Raw genomic sequence first — 17022 nt, forward strand, 5'->3', positions numbered from 1 at the left:
CCGAGCTTGTGGCCGACCATGTTCTCGGTCACGTACACCGGGATGAACTTGTTCCCGTTGTGCACGGCGAACGTGTGGCCGACGAACTCCGGCAGCACGGTGCTCGCCCGCGACCAGGTCTTGATCACGCGCTTCTCGTTCCTGGAATTGAGCGCGTCGACCTTTTTGGTCAGCGCCTCTTGAACGAATGGACCCTTCTTTACGCTACGTCCCATAGGATCGATACCTTATTGAGTCGCTTTGCCGCGCTTGCGGCCGCGGACGATGAGGCGCTGCGACGATTTCTTCTTGTTGCGCGTCTTGACGCCTTCCTTCTTGCCCCAGGGGCTCACGACGTTGCGGCCGCCGCGTGTGCGGCCGCCGTGCGGGTGATCCACCGGGTTCATGACTTCGCCGCGGACTTTCGGACGGCGTCCCTTCCACCGCGTCTTGCCCGCCTTGCCCCACGACACGAGCTCGTGCTCTTCGTTGCCGACGACGCCGATCGTCGCCAGGCAGCGCGCGTGCACGAGCCGCATTTCCGTCGACGGCATGCGCAGCGTGACGTACTCGCCTTCCTTCGCGACCACCTGCGCCGACATCCCCGCCGACCGGCAGAGCTGTCCGCCCTTGCCGATCTTCAGCTCGATGTTGTGCACCGCGGTGCCGAGCGGCATCTCGGAGAGCGGCAGCGTATTGCCGGTGCGGATGTCCGCGCCCGGCCCCGACATGATCGTGTCGCCGACGGCCAGCCCTTTCGGGTGCAGGATGTAGCGTTTCTCGCCGTCGCTGTACGTGACGAGCGCGATGCGCGCCGACCGGTTCGGATCGTACTCGATCGTCGAGATCGTCCCCGGCATGCCGTGCTTGTTGCGCTTGAAATCGATGATGCGGTACTGGCGCTTGTGCCCGCCGCCGCGGCGACGCATCGCGATGTGGCCGTGGTTGTCGCGCCCACCGCTCTTCTTGAGCGGCTCGAGCAGCGACTTTTCCGGCTCGACGGAGCTCAGCTCGGAGAAATCCGACACCGAGCGGAATCGCGTGCCTTTCGTGACCGGCTTGAATTGACGAATTGGCATTGGTTCGTGTGCTCGCTGCTCAGGCTTCGAAGAAGGGCTCGATCTTGTCGCCCTCGCGGAGCGTCACGATCGCCTTCTTCCAGTTCGGGCGTCGGCCCACGTTGCGGGTCGCGCCTACGCGCTTCTCTTTGCCGCGCACGTTCATCGTCCAGATGTTCGTGACCTTCACGCCGAACAGCTCTTCGATGGCCGCGCGGATTTGCGTCTTGGTGGCTTCGCGGTGCACCTCGAACGCATATTCGCCGCGATTCTGATAGGCCGCCGACGTCTTCTCGGTGATCAGCGGCCGCACGATGGTGCGATGGACGGTGGGCATCGGTTACTTCCCCTTCTTCTTTGAGGTGCGCGGCTTCGAGCGCGCGGCCGCCGACTTCTTCGCGGCCCCTCCCTTGGCGGGAGACTTCTTCGCGGCGGCCTTCGCCCTCGGCGCGGCTTTCGCCGTCTTCTTCGCCGGGGATTTCGACTTCGTCGCCCGCGACGGCGCCGAGTGCTTGGCGTCCGCGGCGTCACGCTCGGCGAGCGGGGTGAGCGGATGGCCGATCGCGTCCGACTCGATCAACACCACGTCGGACCAGAGCAGGTGGTACGTCGAGACGTCGGCGTAGGGCATCACGTGCACCATCGGCAGATTGCGTCCGCTGAGGAACACGTTCGGCTTCGAGCCATTCGTCAGGATCAGCGCCTTCTGCTCACCGACGCCGAGCTTGTCGATGAGCGCCTTGAGGCGCGACGTCTTCGGCGAATCGTACTCGAAGCGGTCGATGATGAAGATGGCGTTCTCGCGCGCGCGGGCGTTGAGGGCGCTCTTGCGGGCGAGCGCGCGCACTTGGCGCGGCACGTACTGCGCGTAGCTGCGCGGAATCGGCCCGAAGACCGTGCCGCCGCCGACCCAGTGCGGGGCGCGGGTCGAGCCTTGGCGCGCGCGGCCTGTGCCCTTCTGCTTCCAGGGCTTCTGGTTTCCGCCGACGACGTACTTGCGGATCTTCGTCGCCGCGTTGCCCTGGCGCTGGTTGGCGAGAAACGCCTTCACCGCCTGGTGCATCACCGGCATGTTCACGGTGCCGTCGAACAGCTCGCCGGGGAGCGCGATCGAATCGCGCGCCGTGCCGCGGGCGCTGTAGGCGTTGGCCCGGAATGAGGTTTCGGTCGTGGTATCAGCCATGAGAGTTCTCTAGAGCCTAGCTCAGCTTGCGCACGACCACGACACCGCCGGGCTTTCCGGCGACGGACCCGCGGACGTAGATCAGGTTGCGCTCGGCATCGATCTTCTCGACGCGAAGGTGCGTCTGAGTGTGGCGCTCGTCGCCGTAGTGGCCCGGCATCCGTTTGCCCTTGATGACGCGCGACGGATCCGTGCCGGGTCCGACCGATCCGGGACGGCGGTGCTTCGTGTTGCCGTGCGTGTTCGGACCACCGCCGGCGCCGTGGCGCTTCACGATGCCCTGGAAGCCGTGTCCCCTCGACGTTCCGGTGACCTTCACCGTGTCGCCGACCGCGAACACGTCGACCTTGATCGTGTCGCCGACGGTGTACGATGGGATTTCCGCCTTGGCGTTCCCCGGCTCATCGAGCCGCACGGAGCGCAGCACGCGCGGCGGCGCCTCGAGCCCCGCCTTCTTGGCGTGGCCGACGGCAGCGAGCGTCGCCCGATGTCCCTTCGGCGCGCCCTCGCCTCGCTTCGACGCGCGACGCAGGCGCGACGCGCCCAGGCCGAGCTGCACGGACGAGTACCCGGCCTTCGCCGGGTCCGTGACCGCGACGACCGGATTCGGCGGCGCCTCGATCACCGTCACCGGGATCTGCTGCCCCGCCTCGTTGAAGATCTGGGTCATGCCCAGCTTTTTGCCTACGATGCCAATCATAGAAATGGAATTCCTCGGAGTCACTGCCGGCCGCGTAGCCTAATGGCAGTTGGACTATGGGGCTGGCTGCTGAGGTCTCCGGTCTCCGGTCACAGGTCACCGGGGTGTTCCCGGAGACCGGAGACCTGTGACCAGTGACCTAGAGTGCCATTCAGTCAACCAGTCCTCGATTAGTGCGCTCTCTACTCCACCTTGATTTCGACATCGACGCCGGCCGGCAGATCCAGCTTCGTCAACGCGTCCACCGTCTGGGCGCGCGAATCGAGGATGTCGATCACGCGCTTGTGCGTCTTGAGCTCGAACTGTTCGCGCGACTTCTTGTCGACGTGCGGCGAACGGAGGACCGTCCACCGCTGCGTCTTGGTCGGAAGCGGAATCGGGCCCGACACCTGCGCGCCCGTCTTCTCCGCCGTCCGCACGATGTCCGCCGACGCCTGATCGATGACGGCGTGGTCGAAGGCTTTTAGACGAATTCGGATACGGCCAGCCATAATTGGGATCTCTGTTGAGAAACTTTCTCGGTCTCAGGTCACCGGTTTCCGGTCACCGGGTCTGACGGCTGTCAGTTCCCGGAGACCGGTGACCCGTGACCGCCTTACGCCAAGATCTTCGTGACAACACCGGCGCCGACCGTGCGTCCGCCTTCACGGATCGCGAACCGGACCTGCTCTTCCATGGCGATCGGCGTGATCAGCTCGATCATCATCTGGATGTTGTCGCCCGGCATGACCATCTCCGTGCCGCCAGGCAACTCGATCGAACCCGTCACGTCCGTCGTGCGGAAGTAGAACTGCGGGCGGTAGCCCTTGAAGAACGGCGTGTGGCGGCCGCCCTCGTCCTTGGTCAGCACGTAGACCTCGGCCTCGAACTTCGTGTGCGGCGTGATCGAGCCGGGCTTGGCGAGCACCATGCCGCGCTCGATTTCCTTCTTGTCGACGCCGCGCAGAAGCAGACCGACGTTGTCGCCCGCCTGGCCGTCGTCGAGCAGCTTGCGGAACATCTCGACGCCCGTGACGACCGACTTCTTCGTCGAGCCGAAGCCGACGAGCGCGACTTCCTCGCCGACCTTGATCTTGCCGCGGTCGATGCGGCCCGTCGCCACCGTGCCGCGGCCCGTGATCGAGAACACGTCCTCGACCGGGAGCAGGAACGGCTTGTCGACTTCGCGCACCGGCTGCGGGATGTACGTGTCGAGGGCGTTGTAGAGCTCCTCGATCTTGCCGACCCAATTGGCGTCGCCGCTGATCGCGCCGCTCGCCGAGCCGCGGATGACCGGGGCTTCGTCGCCGGCGTAGTCGTACTTGCTCAACAGCTCGCGCACCTCGAGCTCGACGAGGTCGAGCAGCTCGGCGTCGTCGACGAGGTCGCACTTGTTGAGGAAGACGACGATCTGCGGCACGTTGACCTGGCGGGCGAGCAGGATGTGCTCGCGCGTCTGCGGCATCGGGCCGTCGACCGCGCTCACCACGAGGATCGCGCCGTCCATCTGCGCCGCACCCGTGATCATGTTCTTCACGTAGTCGGCGTGGCCCGGGCAGTCGACGTGGGCGTAGTGACGGTTCGGCGTCTCATACTCCACGTGCGACGTCGCGATGGTCAGAATCTTCGTCGCGTCGCGACGGCCCTGCGATTCCGACGCCTTCGCCACTTCGTCGTACGCGACGTACTTCGTGCCGTAGCCCTTGTCCGCCGACACCTTCGTGAGCGCCGCCGTCAGGGTCGTCTTGCCGTGGTCAACGTGGCCGATGGTGCCGACGTTCACGTGCGGCTTTGTCCGCTCGAACTTTGCCTTTGCCATTGAACTGATCCCTATTGGATTGAGGTATCTGGTCTCCGGTCGCCGGTATCCGGTCTCCGCGGTGTACGGTGACCGGTGACCTGTGACCGGCGACCTCTTACGCCTTCACCTTCGCCACGATCTCTTCGGCCTTGCTCTTCGGCACTTCATCATAGTGCGCGAATTCCATCGAGTACACCGCGCGTCCCTGCGACATCGAGCGCAGCCGTGTGGAGTACCCGAACATCTCCTCGAGGGGCACCGTCGCGGCGATCACCTGCGCTTCACCCCGCTGCGTCATGCCGCCGATCTTGCCCCGGCGCGACGAGAGGTCGCCCAGCACGTCGCCCATGAAGGCATCCGGCGTCACCACCTCGACGTTCATCAGCGGCTCGAGGAGCACCGGATGAGCGCGCTTCGCGGCCTCTTTGTACGCCATCGAGCCGGCGATCTTGAACGCCATTTCGCTCGAGTCGACGTCGTGGTACGAGCCGTACACGAGCTCGACCTTCACGTCGACCATCGGATAGCCCGCAAGCACTCCGTTCTCGAGCGCTTCCTTGATGCCCTGCTCGACCGGGGCGATGTATTCGCGAGGAATCACGCCGCCCACGATCTTGTCCTCGAACAGAAAGCCCGCGCCCGGCTCCGACGGCTCCATGTTGATGACCACGTGGCCGTACTGGCCCTTGCCGCCCGACTGCCGGATGAACTTCCCTTCGACCTTCTCGACGCGCTTGCGGATCGTCTCGCGGAACGCGACCTGCGGCCGCCCGATGTTCGCGTCGACCTTGAACTCGCGCTGCATGCGATCGACGATGATCTCGAGGTGCAGCTCGCCCATCCCGGAGATGATCGTCTGCGCGGTCTCCTCGTCCGTGTGGACGCGGAACGTCGGGTCTTCCTCCGACAACTTCGCCAGCGCGATCGACAGCTTGTCCTGATCCGCCTTCGTCTTCGGCTCGATGGCGACGTCGATGACGGGGTTCGGGAACTTCATCGCCTCGAGGATGATCGGATGATCATCGTCGCACATCGTGTCGCCCGTGCGCGTGTCGCGGAGGCCGATCGCGGCGGCGATGTCGCCGGCGCGCACTTCCTCGATCTCCTCGCGCTTGTTGGCGTGCATCTGCAACAGACGCCCGACGCGCTCGCGCTTGTCCTTCGTCGAGTTGTAGACGTACGAGCCCGACTCGAGCACGCCCGAGTACACGCGGAAGAACGTCAGTTTTCCGACGAACGGATCGGTCGCGATTTTGAACGCGAGCGCCGCGAACGGAGCCTCGTCGGAAACCGGACGCTCCGCGTGGTGCTCGTCGTGATGCGGGAGATGTCCCTCGATCGCCTTGACGTCGACCGGCGCGGGGAGGTAGTCGATCACCGCGTCGAGCAGCGCCTGGACGCCCTTGTTCTTGAACGAGGCGCCGCAGAGCACGGGGATCATCTTGCCCGTCACCGTCGCCTTGCGGATCGCGCTGCGAATTTCGTCGCAGGTCAGCTCTTCGCCGTTCAGGTACTTCTCCATCACGCTGTCGTCGTTGGCGACCGCGTGGTCGATCAGGTCGTGGCGCGCCAGCTCGGCGGCCTCGCGATACTCGGCGGGAATGTCGACGACGGTGAACTTCTTGCCGAGCGACTCCTCGTCGAAGATGTACTGCTTGCGTTCGATGAGATCGATGTGGCCCGTGAACAGTTCACCCGAACCGACCGGCAGCTGAAGGGGATACGCGTCCTTCGACAGGCGATCCCGAATCATGGTCATACACCGATCAAAGTCCGCGCCGACCCTGTCCATCTTGTTGGCGAAGATGATGCGCGGCACGCCGTAGCGGTCGGCCTGGCGCCACACGGTCTCCGTCTGCGGCTCGACGCCGGCGACGGAATCGAGGAGCGTGACGGCGCCATCGAGCACGCGAAGCGAGCGCTCGACTTCGACGGTGAAGTCGACGTGTCCCGGCGTGTCGATGATGTTGATGCGGTACTCGATGCCGTTGCGCGTCCAGAACGCGGTGGTCGCGGCGGACGTGATCGTGATGCCGCGCTCCTGCTCCTGTTCCATCCAATCCATCGTCGCGGTGCCTTCGTGCACCTCGCCGATCTTGTGCGCCTTGCCGGTATAGTAGAGGATGCGCTCGGTCGTGGTCGTCTTACCGGCATCGATGTGGGCCATGATGCCGATATTGCGATAGTGGTCGAGCGGTGTTTCGCGGGCCATATGAAGTCAGTTCAGCGAAGTCGAATTCAGTGGTCGTGCTGTATCTCGTCGTGCGGTTGCCGCCAGCAAAAACGCGGGTGGACCGGACCCCTCGAGAGGGCGGTATCCATCCGCAGTCGCCGGGTGCGCTCGCCGCTGCCGCGCGAGTGGGGACCCAAGGCGCGCCCGTCCCGAACCGTCCGTCGCGCCGGCGCGTGTGATCACGCCGCTCGCAACTCGGGATGAACGTCAGATTGTCCTGCGTTTCTTTTCGGGAGCCGTTGCACTCACTCGAGCGCGTCAGCCGGAGCAGACCCCTGCGTCATGCAGGCCCATAAGTCGGCGCGCAGTTCGCCGAAGACGTCGCTCGCGGTTGGCCCATTAGAGCGCCAAAACCCGGAGCCCTTTGAAGTTATCGGGGTTTTGCCTTGTGTCAACGGGTGGACACTGCCGGTGGGCCGGCGCGCGACCGCGGACTTGTCGCCGGGACAGGCGCCGCGTGAAGTACCGGCCTACCGGCCCCCTGGCCTCCCTGCCTATCGTGCTAGATGCCACCCTCTCCGAAAGGCCACGTGATCGCCATGGGCGGCGGCGGGTTCTCCATGGAACCCGGCAACACGCTGCTCGACGACTACGTGCTCGCGCAGGCGCGGCGCTCCAAGCCGCGGATCTGCTTCCTCGGCTCGGCCAGCGGCGACGCGGCCTCGTACGTCGAAAAGTTCTACGTCGCCTTCAGCCAACAGGCGTGCGAGCCGACGCACCTGCCCATGTTCGTGACTCCGCCGCCCGACATCGCCCGGATCGTCCCCCGGCAGGACGTCTTCTACGTGGGAGGCGGGAGCACCCGGAATCTCCTCCTCATTTGGCGCGAATGGGGACTCCATCGGCAGCTCGCCCGCGAATGGCGGCGCGGAAAGGTATTCGCCGGCGTCAGCGCCGGCTCACTCTGCTGGTTCGAATCGGGCGTGAGCGATTCGTTCGGTCCGCGGCTGGCGCCGGTGCATGCGCTCGGCTGGATCCGCGGCAGCCACTGTCCCCACTACGACGGAGAGGCGGAGCGACGTCCGGCGTACCACGCCCTCGTCCGTCGTGGCGCGCTGCCGGCCGGCTACGCCGCCGACGACGGTGCGGCGCTGCATTTCGTCGGACGGAAGCTGCGCCGCATCGTCAGCTCACGGCCGAACGCGAAGGCCTACCGCGTGACGCGCGTCGGCCAGGCCGTAACCGAGAAGCCGCTTTCGACTGATTTCCTCGGCGGTCGGGGAACGCGCTGAGCTTGGTGCGGCGTTCGACAATGGCATAGCGGTTTACCGACCGGCCGCCTGGTCGAGCTCGTCAAAATCTTTGCGGCATTCGCCGGCTGGGGCCGGCGTTCTCGTGCGCGCCTCTTGCACTTTGGTCCCATCGACAGGACTCCAACGAGTCCTCGTGGCACTGAAGGTCGCTCGCGACGCGGCCACCACGGAACGGACCCAACGACCGGAGATGCTTCCATGCGAATTCATACATTACTCATAGCGGGCGCGATCGCGGGCCTTGCCTTCACGGCGAGCTCGGCGCGAGCCCAGGACACCACGAGCTCGGTCAAGAAAGCGGGCGCCGCGGTGCACCACACGCTCAAGAAGACCGGCAACGCGGTCAAGAGGGACGTGAAGAAAGCCGGCAGCGCGACCCACCAGGCCCTGAGAACGGCCGGCAACAAGACGAAGACCGCGACCGGCGAAGTGACGGGAATTCACAAAGTGGGCGGCACGGTCGGGAACGCCGCGCAGTCGGTGAGCCGGACCGGTAAATCGGTCGCGCGTTCGGCGAAGCACGGCCTGAAGTCGACCAAGGCGAGCGCGCACCACACGCTGCAGAAAACCGGCGACTCGACCAAGGCCGCTGTAAAGAAACCGTTGTAGCCGGAACGAAACGCAGGGACGCGAAACCCTCCGTGCGCGGCGCGGAGGGTTTTTGCTGTCCGCGGCGCCCTGTCGGTGAACCCGTCGAACGCGAAGTTCCCATCCGTGCCCGCCTCAGCCGAGTGACGCGCTCGGCGGTCGAATCATCTAACAGACATGACAAAGCTCATGATCTTCGCCGGCGCGACGCTCGGCGGCTCGATCGGCTGGTGGCTCGGCGCATACGCGGGAGTCTTCGCGGCCTTCATGCTGAGCATGGTCGGCACGGGGATCGGGATGTACGCCGGGCGCCGCTTCGCCGCGGAACATTTGCAGTAGTCGCCGCTGGTCGCCGAGACCGTCGTGACTCGATCAGGGTTCGGCGACGCGCGCGATTGGTTTCTTTGTGCGCTCAGGTAGCCGGGCGGTGTTCGCGATCGCCCGCGCAATCGACGCGTGGGCATATGGTTCCCACGGTCGGGTCGGTGCGCGCCGGATGGTGTGCCCGCGTCTTGCACTTTGAGCATGTGCAAGGCTCGCGGCGCGGACAAAGCCGCGACGCGAAGTAGAAGTATCGGATGAGACGCTGGAGTATCTATGCGTATTCACAACCTGCTCATAGCGGGCGCGCTCGCTGGCCTGATGGGAACCGCCGGCTCGATGCACGCCCAGGAAGTGAAGAAGCCGCCCAACACCGAGCAGCACATGCAGCAGCCGGGCAATGGCCATCACAAGAAGGCCACGAAGCAGGGCGCGCACAAGCAGCAGCACAACCAGATGAAGGCCGCCAAAGGAAAGACGAAGACGGAGCCCGGCAGCGTCAGCAAGTCGCTGATGCGCAAGCCGTCGAAGTCCTCGAAGAACGGCGCGCGCTCGTCGAAGCACCCCGTGAGCTCGAGTAACGCGAGTCACCACAAGTCGGGTCACTCGACGAAGTCCGGCACCAAGTCCTATCAGTGACCGCACCACGCAGATCGCTGAATAGAATCCGGAAGCACGAAGCCCTCCGCCGGAACATCGGCGGAGGGCTTTTTTCGCGCCCGACGGCGCGGGGTCACGAGCCTTTCGGCTTCGCGGCGAACACCCAAGGAACGCCGCCCGGCGGTCCCGCGAGTCTACCAGCGATAGTGCGCGAAGGCCTTGTTCGCATCGGCCATGCGATGCGTGTCTTCCTTCTTCTTGATCGCGTTGCCTTCGCCCTTCGAGGCGGCGATGATCTCGGCGGCGAGCTTTTCGGGCATCGACTTCTCGTTGCGGTCGCGCGAGAACGAGATGAGCCACCGCATGGCGAGCGCGGTGCGTCGCTCGGGGCGCACTTCCACCGGCACTTGGTACGTCGCGCCGCCGACGCGGCGGCTCTTCACTTCGACGACCGGCTTGATGTTCGACAGCGCCTGCTTGAAAATGTTCACGCCGGGCTGGCTCGTGCGCGCTTCAACGAGGTCCATCGCGCCGTAGAAGATGCGTTCGGCCGTCGACTTTTTGCCCTGCAGCATCATCGCGTTGATGAACTTCGAAACGGTCTGGCTGTCGTAGCGAGCGTCGGCGAGCACCGGACGCTTCACTGATCCTTTGCGACGGCTCACTTCTTACCTCCGCCCTTGGGCTTCTTGGTGCCGTACTTCGAGCGGCTCTGGTTGCGGCCGTTCACGCCGGACGCGTCGAGCGAACCGCGCACGATGTGATAGCGCACGCCCGGCAGATCCTTCACGCGGCCGCCGCGCACGAGCACGATCGAATGCTCTTGCAGGTTGTGGCCTTCGCCGGGGATGTAGGCGATGACTTCGAAGCCGTTCGTCAGGCGAACCTTGGCGACTTTGCGGAGCGCGGAGTTCGGCTTCTTGGGCGTCGTCGTGTACACGCGCGTGCACACGCCACGACGGAACGGATTGGACTTGAGCGCGGGCGACTTCTCTTTCTTCGAGACGTCGCCTCGGCTACGGCGAACTAGCTGATTGATCGTCGGCATGAAATCCTTAATTCGAGACGGGATAACCCCGTGGCTGCGCTTCCCGCCGGCCAGGATTAGCCGGGGGAGACTGGTAAACGTAGACTAGGCTGGTCCGGCTGTCCAGTCGTAATCCGTTATCCGGACGACGGATACGCCCGCCCTCCCACTCCGCTCAGTCCGCCCTCAGCGCCGACATCGGGTCGGCGCGAGCCGCGCGCCAGGCGGGGACAGCGCTCGAGCCAATCGCGAGGAGCGCCAACACGCCGGCCCCAACGCCGAGCACGAGCGGGTCGCGGGGCGAAGTCGCGTAGAGCAGCGTCGACACAAGTCGGCCTGCCGCGAGCGACATCGCCAAACCACAAACGATTCCAGCTCCGACCATCCGCGCCGCGTCGCCGACGATCAATCGGAGGATGTTCGCTCCCGACGCGCCGAGCGCGGCCCGGATCCCGAGCTCGCCGATGCGCTCGTTGACGGAATAGGCCATCGCGCTGTACACGCCGATCGCCGCGACCAGCAATGCCAGGCCGCCGAAGACGGCGAACAGCGCCGCACCGAGGCGCCACGGCCGCAACTCCGGCTCGACCAGCGACGAGACAGTCCGCACGTACGGCGGCTCCGCCGTCGGAAAAACCGTTCGGAGTACCGATCGCAGCTTCATCGTCACTTGCGCGACCTGGCCGGGAGCCGCGCGGACCAACAGGTACGCCGGCCGTCCGAAGAAGCCCGTTTGCTGCGACACGAGCAAGAACGCTTCGGCGGCGGCGCCTTCGATGAGCCTGTTGAGATGCGAGTCCTTCGTGACGCCGATGACCCGCGTGCACGGATTCGTCGGCTTGATGAAGCGCAGGCATTGCCCGAGCGCCTCTCGTCCGGGCCAGTAGGCTCTCGCCGCCGTCTCACTCACCACGACAACTGGTTCCGAACCGGCGTCGTCGGCGTCGCCGAACCATCGGCCGCGTCTCAACTCGAGACCACTCGTCGCGTAAAAAGACGATGTGGCCGCGATCGCGGTTCCCTCGCGGTCGTTGACGAGTGGAACCGCGCCCGAGTCCGTGAACAGCCTGAGCCCGGCGTATCCGCCGAGGGGCGGGTGCGTCGTCAGCGCCACGCTCTCCACTCCTGGTGCGCGCGCCATCTGGTCGAGGGCGGTTTGCAAACCGGCGGCTTTCTCTGCGCGATGGCTCTCGTTGAAGTAGTCGATGGAGTTCGTCATGTCGTTGACGAAGAACACGGTCCCGAAGGCGAGGCGGTCGACGTCGTAGCCGACGTCGATTCCCTTCACGTCTCGCAGGCTCTTCGCGAACAGCCCGGCGCCGACGATCAGCACGAGCGACAGCGCCGTCTGCGCGACGACGAACGCGGGGCGAAGTCGCGAGGCGGCCACCGCCCGGTCGCGCGCGCCCGCCTTGAGCGCACGCGCGAGATCCGACCTCCGCGCGTGCAGCGCCGGGGCAATCCCGGCGACGACTCCGGTGAGTATCGAGACGACGAAGGTGGCGCTCGCGGTTCGCCAATCGAGCGCGCCGCCGGCAAGCTGTCGATCGGGAAGGATGAGACGCGTCAGCGCCGATCCGCTCCACAAGCCGACGGTCGCGGCGATCACCCCAGCCATGAGCGACAGCGTCACGCTCTCGACGAGCAGTTGCATGATCAATCGCGCGCGCGACACGCCGAGAGCAAGTCGCACAGCCACCTCGCGCCGACGCGACACGGCTCGAGCGAGCAACAGATTCGCGACGTTCGCGCACGCGACGAGCAACAGCACGAGTGCGACGCCGAGCAATCGGGAAACGATCGCGACTTCGGTCTTGGGCCGAATGCTCGGACCGAGTGACTCGAGAATCGGCCCGATGAGCACAGTGGCCGTGTCCGGATGTTCCGGCGCGTTCTCCAACTCGCCGTGGCGGAACGCAGCGGTGGCGGCCGCGGCGAGCGCCGCATCCGGTGTGCCGGACGACAGTCGAGCAACGACGCGCACAGCTGGCGAACGACGCCAACTCACGTACCACGGATTCTGTGGGAAATCGTCAGGGACGTTGGAGATCGGAAGCCAAACGTCCGTCGCGTTCAAATCCGCTCCGCGAAACCCGCCGCCGGCGACGCCGATGATCGTGTAGCGCTGTCGATCGAACCACGCTTCGCGCCCGACGATGTCGTTGTCGCCGCCGAAGTGATTCCTCCAGTAACCGTCGCTGATCACGGCTACGAGCGTCCGGCTGCCGAATCTGACTTCGTTCGGCGCGAATGATCGCCCGCGCTCGATCGCGACACCGAGTACCGGGAAGAACGATGCGTCGACGTAGGAGCCCAAGACGACCGAGCGATCGTCCCCTCGACCGACGACCACCGAGTCCGGCGGTGTGTACGCCGTGACCCGCGCGTTCGCGCTCATCGACGCCGCGACGACGCCGAACTGTGGATAGCCGATCTCCGACTTGATCGCGGGGACGCCGCCCGCCGTCCAGGTCGATCGTGTGTAGATGCGGCGGAGCTCGGCGGCCCGAGTGATTCCGTCCGGCGGACGAACGAACAATCGGTCGGCGAGCGACAAGACGGCGACGTTCGCCCCGACGCCAAGCGCGAGGGTGATCACGATCGTCGCGGTCACCACCGGCGTACGGCGAAACCCGCGCAGCGCGTAACGCACGTCGCGGACGATGCGGTCGAGCCACTCCGTAGAGCCTCGCGACCGTTGAACGCGCTCGTCGATCTCGCGCAGCGCGGCGGCGACCGATTTCAAATCACCCAATTCGGCGATCGCTTGCCGCCTGGCGTCATCCGGCGACGCACCGGCCAGGGTCAATTCCTCGACGCGCTCGCTGAGATGAAAGCGCAATTCGTCGTCGATGTCGGCGCGGACGTCTGGGCGCCAGAACCGGAGATACCGCCGCCATACGGGAGTCGGCATGCCTCAGTGTACGCCGCCGGTGCGATTCAATCAAGTGTTGAGGGAATGAACCAGGGGCAGCGCGTCGCGCGCCCGCACCGCGGCCGTGAACGGACCCAGCAGGTGGGCGATGCTGTTCGCGTAGTAGCTGATCAGCTCCCGGCCCCGCGGCAGCACCGCGAAGCCGTCGTTCGTCTCGGCGAGGACGCGGCGCATTTTCAGCATTCGCCACGCGCGGTCGAACGTTTCCGCGATGTCGCGGTCGTGGCGGATGACCCGCGCGTTCAGCTCGAGCAGCACGTCGCGCAGGTCGGCCATTCGGTCGAGGAGCGCGGCCCTCGGCAGAAAGTCGCGATCGAGACTCTGGATGGCCGCGCAGGCAAGCGGCACCGGCGTCACCGGAATCAACTCGCCGATGCGCGACATGACGGTGTCGCAGAGGGACTGGACGCGAGCGCGGCGTTCGACCTTCGGCAAGTCGAAGAGATCCGGATTGGCCGCGAACCACGGCTCGAGCGGCATCGGACGGCCGATGGTGACCGCGGCCCGCCCGTAGCGCTGCCATCGGCGAAGCGCGAGACGCGTCACGTTCCACGTCACGTAGCGCGACACCTCGCCCATCTGCGCGATTCGGCCCGGGCGCTCTCGCCCTTCCGACGACGCCAACTCACGCAGCAGCGAGCGATCCTCGAGCACACGATCGTAGTTGACGGCGACGGGCACGACGTTGATTCGCGAACGGAACGACGGATCGCGCGCGAGGCCGAGGACATAGTCGAGGAGTCCGATCTTGGGCGGCTTGAGCGTCCCGTCGCGCGTCAGGCCGCCCTCGAGAAAGATCCCTTGCGTCACGCCGTCACGCGCGGCGAGCTGCACGTAGCGCTCGAGGACCGCGTGGTAGAGCGGTTCGCGGTATCGCCGCCGCACGAAGTACGAGCCGAATGCCTTGAAGATGTGCTCGAGCGGAAATGCGCGAGCCCATTCGCCGACCGCATACGAGAGCGCCACGCGCCCGGCAAGCGCGTAGCTGACGAGCACGTAGTCGGCGTTCGACCGGTGATTGATCAGGTAGACCGCGACGGCGTCGCGGGCGAGCGGCTCGCCGGTCTCGTGCTCGAGCGTGACCTTGTAGAAGAGGCCGAGCAGGCGTCCGGCCGCGTGGTATCCCAGGCGGTGAAACCCGGCGCCACCGAAGAACGGAACGATCTCGTCGACATAGCCCGAGACGATCGACCACGCCGCCGTCTCGGAAACGTTCGCCGCGGCAGCGTGCTCGCGCACGGCGTGCGCCACTGCGGGGTCGTTCAGCAAACGTTCTCTCACCGCGCGCCGATCCAACCGCGCCGGCGGCTGGACGTTCGTCACGGAGCTGAGGCGGCGCGACGGCGCTGGGCCGCGGCGCGCGCGTAGATCTCCTGGTGGCGGTCGAGCCATGTCTCGGCATTGAATTCGCTCGACAGGCGCAGCTTCGCGCGCCGCACGCGCTCGGCCGCGGCGTCGGGCTTCGCGAACACTCTGCGAATCGCGTCGGCAAGGGCGGCCGGATTCTCCGACGGAACGAGGATCGCCTCGCTGCCCGACACCACGTCGGGCACGCCCCCGACGCGGGTCGCGACGACCGGTGCCTCCGCGGCGATCGCCTCCAGGAGAGCGATCGGCGTGCCTTCGGTGCGCGAGCTCTGCACGAAGACGTCGAATGCTTTGACCAGGCGGCTCGCCATCGGAACCATCCCCTTCCATAGGATTCGCGCACCGACGCGATCGGCGTGCTGCTGCTCGCGCTCGCGCTCGGCGCCGTCGCCCAGAACACACGCGACGATGTCGTCGTCTCGAATGAGACCCATCGCCTCAACGAGGACGTCGATGCCCTTCTCGCGCGAGAGGCGGCCGACCCACCCGACGACGCGGGCATCCGGCGGCAGATCGAGCAGCCGGCGCGCGTCGTCGCGTGGCGCCGGTTCGGCGACGGCCGAAAACCCGTTGCGAATCATGTACACGCGGTCGCCGGGGACCCCGTCCGACGTGAGCTGACTGGCGATCGGCTCGGAGACGGCGATCACCGCGTCGAACCGGCGTAGGCTCCTTCGGTGCACGTATTCATAGAAGCGATTCTTGAGCGAACCGCGCGTCCAGCCGTGGAGCGTCGAAACGGTCGGAATGCCGAGTCCGCGGATCGCCTCGGCATCCACGACGTCGGTGCGGCTGCCGTGGCTGTGTACGACGTCGGGCGCGAGCTCGCGAAGGAGATTCGATATTGTCTGTCGCTCGAGGCGATAGCGCCGCGGGGGCACGACGACTTCGCTGATCTTCACTCCGGCGAGATCGAGCGGAACGCGGAACGGATGGTCGGCGGCCATCGGCTCCTCACCGACGGCGAGCACCGTGACGTCGTCGTTGCGTTTCGACTGCCCGATGGCGAGGCCTTGCACGACGCGCTCGAGACCACCGATGCGGGCGGGCGCGAGCAAATGGACGATCTTCATTCGGCGGGCAAGGCGTGTGGCGGCGAGCGCTTTGGCATCCGTCACCTATCTATGCCGACAGCCGCGACCTGTCCACCAGGCCGCGGCTGCCGTGTGCGCGTCGGGCGGGGCTATCGATTCGCCGTATTGTCCAACGCGGGCTTGGTGGCAGTGACCGTCGACACCATGTCGCCACGCGAGGTGACGGTGTAGACGCGTCCCGCAATGAACGACACGGCCAGGCGCGTGATGACGTTGGTCGCCGAGCCCGTGTTGCGAGTGTTCAAATCGTACACGCCGCCCGGCATGGCCGTGAACGTTCCAGCCGACTTATAGGCGATCGCGGCGCCGACCGGGGCCTCGTTGCCGCTGGTGGTGCTCTTGGCGTAGAGCGTCATCGGCGTCGAATTCGAGACGGCGTTCACGAAACGCACGTACGCTTGCGTCGGATCGATGGTTGCCGGGATCGGATCCTCCACCACGAATGCGTCGGCCGTCTTTGCGACGGGATCGTAGATGCCGCTGATGTAGTACGAGTAGAGCTTCCCGTCCGCGAGCGACGCGGTGACACTCGCGATCGTCGGATGGTTGGCGGGCACCGCGGCGATTTTACCGGTCAGCGTGTACTGCCCGGGCGCGATCTGATTATAGAGTCCCCCGGAGCCCGCGGAGCCGGAGAGTGTACCAGCGGTCGAGTCATTGCCCGCCGTGCGACACGTCGTGGTGGTGTCGGCCGGCGGCTGGCAAATGCTCGAGCTGATCGCCGTGAGCTTCTGATCGTTGGCGTAGAAGGTCACCCCCGGTGCGGCGACACCGAAGTTGAAGAACTTTATGTCCGCGCCGCTGGTGGGAGCGGTGATGTTCTGCACGCCATTCTTGTCGCAAGCGGCGATCGCCGCCGCGCAGAGCGCCAGCGCGAGAGATCGATATCGTTTCATGTCCGAT

General features: G+C 65.9%; 18 protein-coding genes. 4 read left to right on the forward strand and 14 right to left on the reverse strand.

Annotation, left to right across the window (positions count from 1 at the left end; all coding sequences use genetic code 11):
• The 8 genes from rpsS to fusA form a co-directional block, all read right to left on the reverse strand.
• A partial coding sequence (gene rpsS, locus VGQ44_20295; protein ID HEV8449180.1) for a 30S ribosomal protein S19 occupies window positions 1-215 on the reverse strand: 215 nt, incomplete at its 3' end.
• Window positions 216-227: 12 nt separating this feature from the next.
• Window positions 228-1058: a 50S ribosomal protein L2 gene (gene rplB, locus VGQ44_20300; GenBank protein HEV8449181.1), complete on the reverse strand. Its 831-nt coding sequence runs from the start codon at window positions 1056-1058 to the stop codon at window positions 228-230.
• Between the two features lie 19 nt (window positions 1059-1077).
• A complete protein-coding gene (locus VGQ44_20305; protein HEV8449182.1) occupies window positions 1078-1374 on the reverse strand; it encodes a 50S ribosomal protein L23 in 297 nt (98 codons plus the stop codon).
• Window positions 1375-1377: 3 nt separating this feature from the next.
• Complete coding sequence (gene rplD, locus VGQ44_20310; GenBank protein ID HEV8449183.1) at window positions 1378-2220, reverse strand: 50S ribosomal protein L4; 843 nt, start codon at window positions 2218-2220, stop codon at window positions 1378-1380.
• 16 nt (window positions 2221-2236) lie between these two features.
• On the reverse strand, window positions 2237-2920 hold the full coding sequence (gene rplC, locus VGQ44_20315; protein HEV8449184.1) for a 50S ribosomal protein L3: 684 nt from the start codon (window positions 2918-2920) through the stop codon (window positions 2237-2239).
• Between the two features lie 182 nt (window positions 2921-3102).
• The gene (gene rpsJ, locus VGQ44_20320; protein ID HEV8449185.1) at window positions 3103-3414 is read right to left on the reverse strand and encodes a 30S ribosomal protein S10; all 312 of its coding nucleotides are present in this window, start codon (window positions 3412-3414) and stop codon (window positions 3103-3105) included.
• Window positions 3415-3515: 101 nt separating this feature from the next.
• Window positions 3516-4718, reverse strand: a complete 1203-nt coding sequence (tuf, locus tag VGQ44_20325) for an elongation factor Tu (GenBank protein HEV8449186.1) — start codon at window positions 4716-4718, stop codon at window positions 3516-3518.
• A 97-nt stretch (window positions 4719-4815) separates the two neighbouring features.
• A complete protein-coding gene (gene fusA, locus VGQ44_20330; protein ID HEV8449187.1) occupies window positions 4816-6912 on the reverse strand; it encodes an elongation factor G in 2097 nt (698 codons plus the stop codon).
• 527 nt (window positions 6913-7439) lie between these two features.
• On the opposite strand from fusA, the gene VGQ44_20335 reads away from it, so the two are divergent.
• The 4 genes from VGQ44_20335 (at window position 7440) to VGQ44_20350 (ending at window position 9734) form a co-directional block, all read left to right on the forward strand.
• Window positions 7440-8165 (forward strand): Type 1 glutamine amidotransferase-like domain-containing protein, encoded by a 726-nt coding sequence (locus VGQ44_20335; protein ID HEV8449188.1) that lies wholly within the window; start codon window positions 7440-7442, stop codon window positions 8163-8165.
• Window positions 8166-8384: 219 nt separating this feature from the next.
• Window positions 8385-8795 (forward strand): hypothetical protein, encoded by a 411-nt coding sequence (locus VGQ44_20340; GenBank protein HEV8449189.1) that lies wholly within the window; start codon window positions 8385-8387, stop codon window positions 8793-8795.
• A gap of 156 nt (window positions 8796-8951) precedes the next feature.
• The gene (locus VGQ44_20345; GenBank protein ID HEV8449190.1) at window positions 8952-9113 is read left to right on the forward strand and encodes a hypothetical protein; all 162 of its coding nucleotides are present in this window, start codon (window positions 8952-8954) and stop codon (window positions 9111-9113) included.
• A gap of 258 nt (window positions 9114-9371) precedes the next feature.
• Window positions 9372-9734, forward strand: coding sequence for a hypothetical protein (locus tag VGQ44_20350; protein HEV8449191.1), 363 nt, complete (start codon window positions 9372-9374; stop codon window positions 9732-9734).
• Window positions 9735-9889: 155 nt separating this feature from the next.
• On the opposite strand, the gene rpsG is transcribed toward VGQ44_20350, so the two are convergent.
• The 6 genes from rpsG to VGQ44_20380 all read right to left on the reverse strand — a co-directional run bounded on the left by rpsG (window position 9890) and on the right by VGQ44_20380 (window position 17015).
• Window positions 9890-10360, reverse strand: coding sequence for a 30S ribosomal protein S7 (rpsG, locus tag VGQ44_20355; GenBank protein ID HEV8449192.1), 471 nt, complete (start codon window positions 10358-10360; stop codon window positions 9890-9892).
• The gene (gene rpsL, locus VGQ44_20360) at window positions 10357-10743 is read right to left on the reverse strand and encodes a 30S ribosomal protein S12 (protein HEV8449193.1); all 387 of its coding nucleotides are present in this window, start codon (window positions 10741-10743) and stop codon (window positions 10357-10359) included. Before rpsL ends, rpsG begins: the two co-directional genes overlap by 4 nt.
• A 154-nt stretch (window positions 10744-10897) precedes the next feature.
• Entirely contained in the window at window positions 10898-13636 is a 2739-nt protein-coding gene (locus VGQ44_20365) for an ADOP family duplicated permease (protein ID HEV8449194.1), read from the reverse strand.
• 30 nt (window positions 13637-13666) lie between these two features.
• Window positions 13667-14980: a 1-acyl-sn-glycerol-3-phosphate acyltransferase gene (locus tag VGQ44_20370; protein HEV8449195.1), complete on the reverse strand. Its 1314-nt coding sequence runs from the start codon at window positions 14978-14980 to the stop codon at window positions 13667-13669.
• Entirely contained in the window at window positions 14977-16098 is a 1122-nt protein-coding gene (locus tag VGQ44_20375) for a glycosyltransferase (GenBank protein ID HEV8449196.1), read from the reverse strand. Before VGQ44_20375 ends, VGQ44_20370 begins: the two co-directional genes overlap by 4 nt.
• 110 nt (window positions 16099-16208) lie before the next feature.
• Window positions 16209-17015: a hypothetical protein gene (locus tag VGQ44_20380; GenBank protein ID HEV8449197.1), complete on the reverse strand. Its 807-nt coding sequence runs from the start codon at window positions 17013-17015 to the stop codon at window positions 16209-16211.
• Window positions 17016-17022 lie beyond the last annotated feature (7 nt).

This window comes from Gemmatimonadaceae bacterium (assembly GCA_036003045.1).
Classification (GTDB): domain Bacteria; phylum Gemmatimonadota; class Gemmatimonadetes; order Gemmatimonadales; family Gemmatimonadaceae; genus JAQBQB01.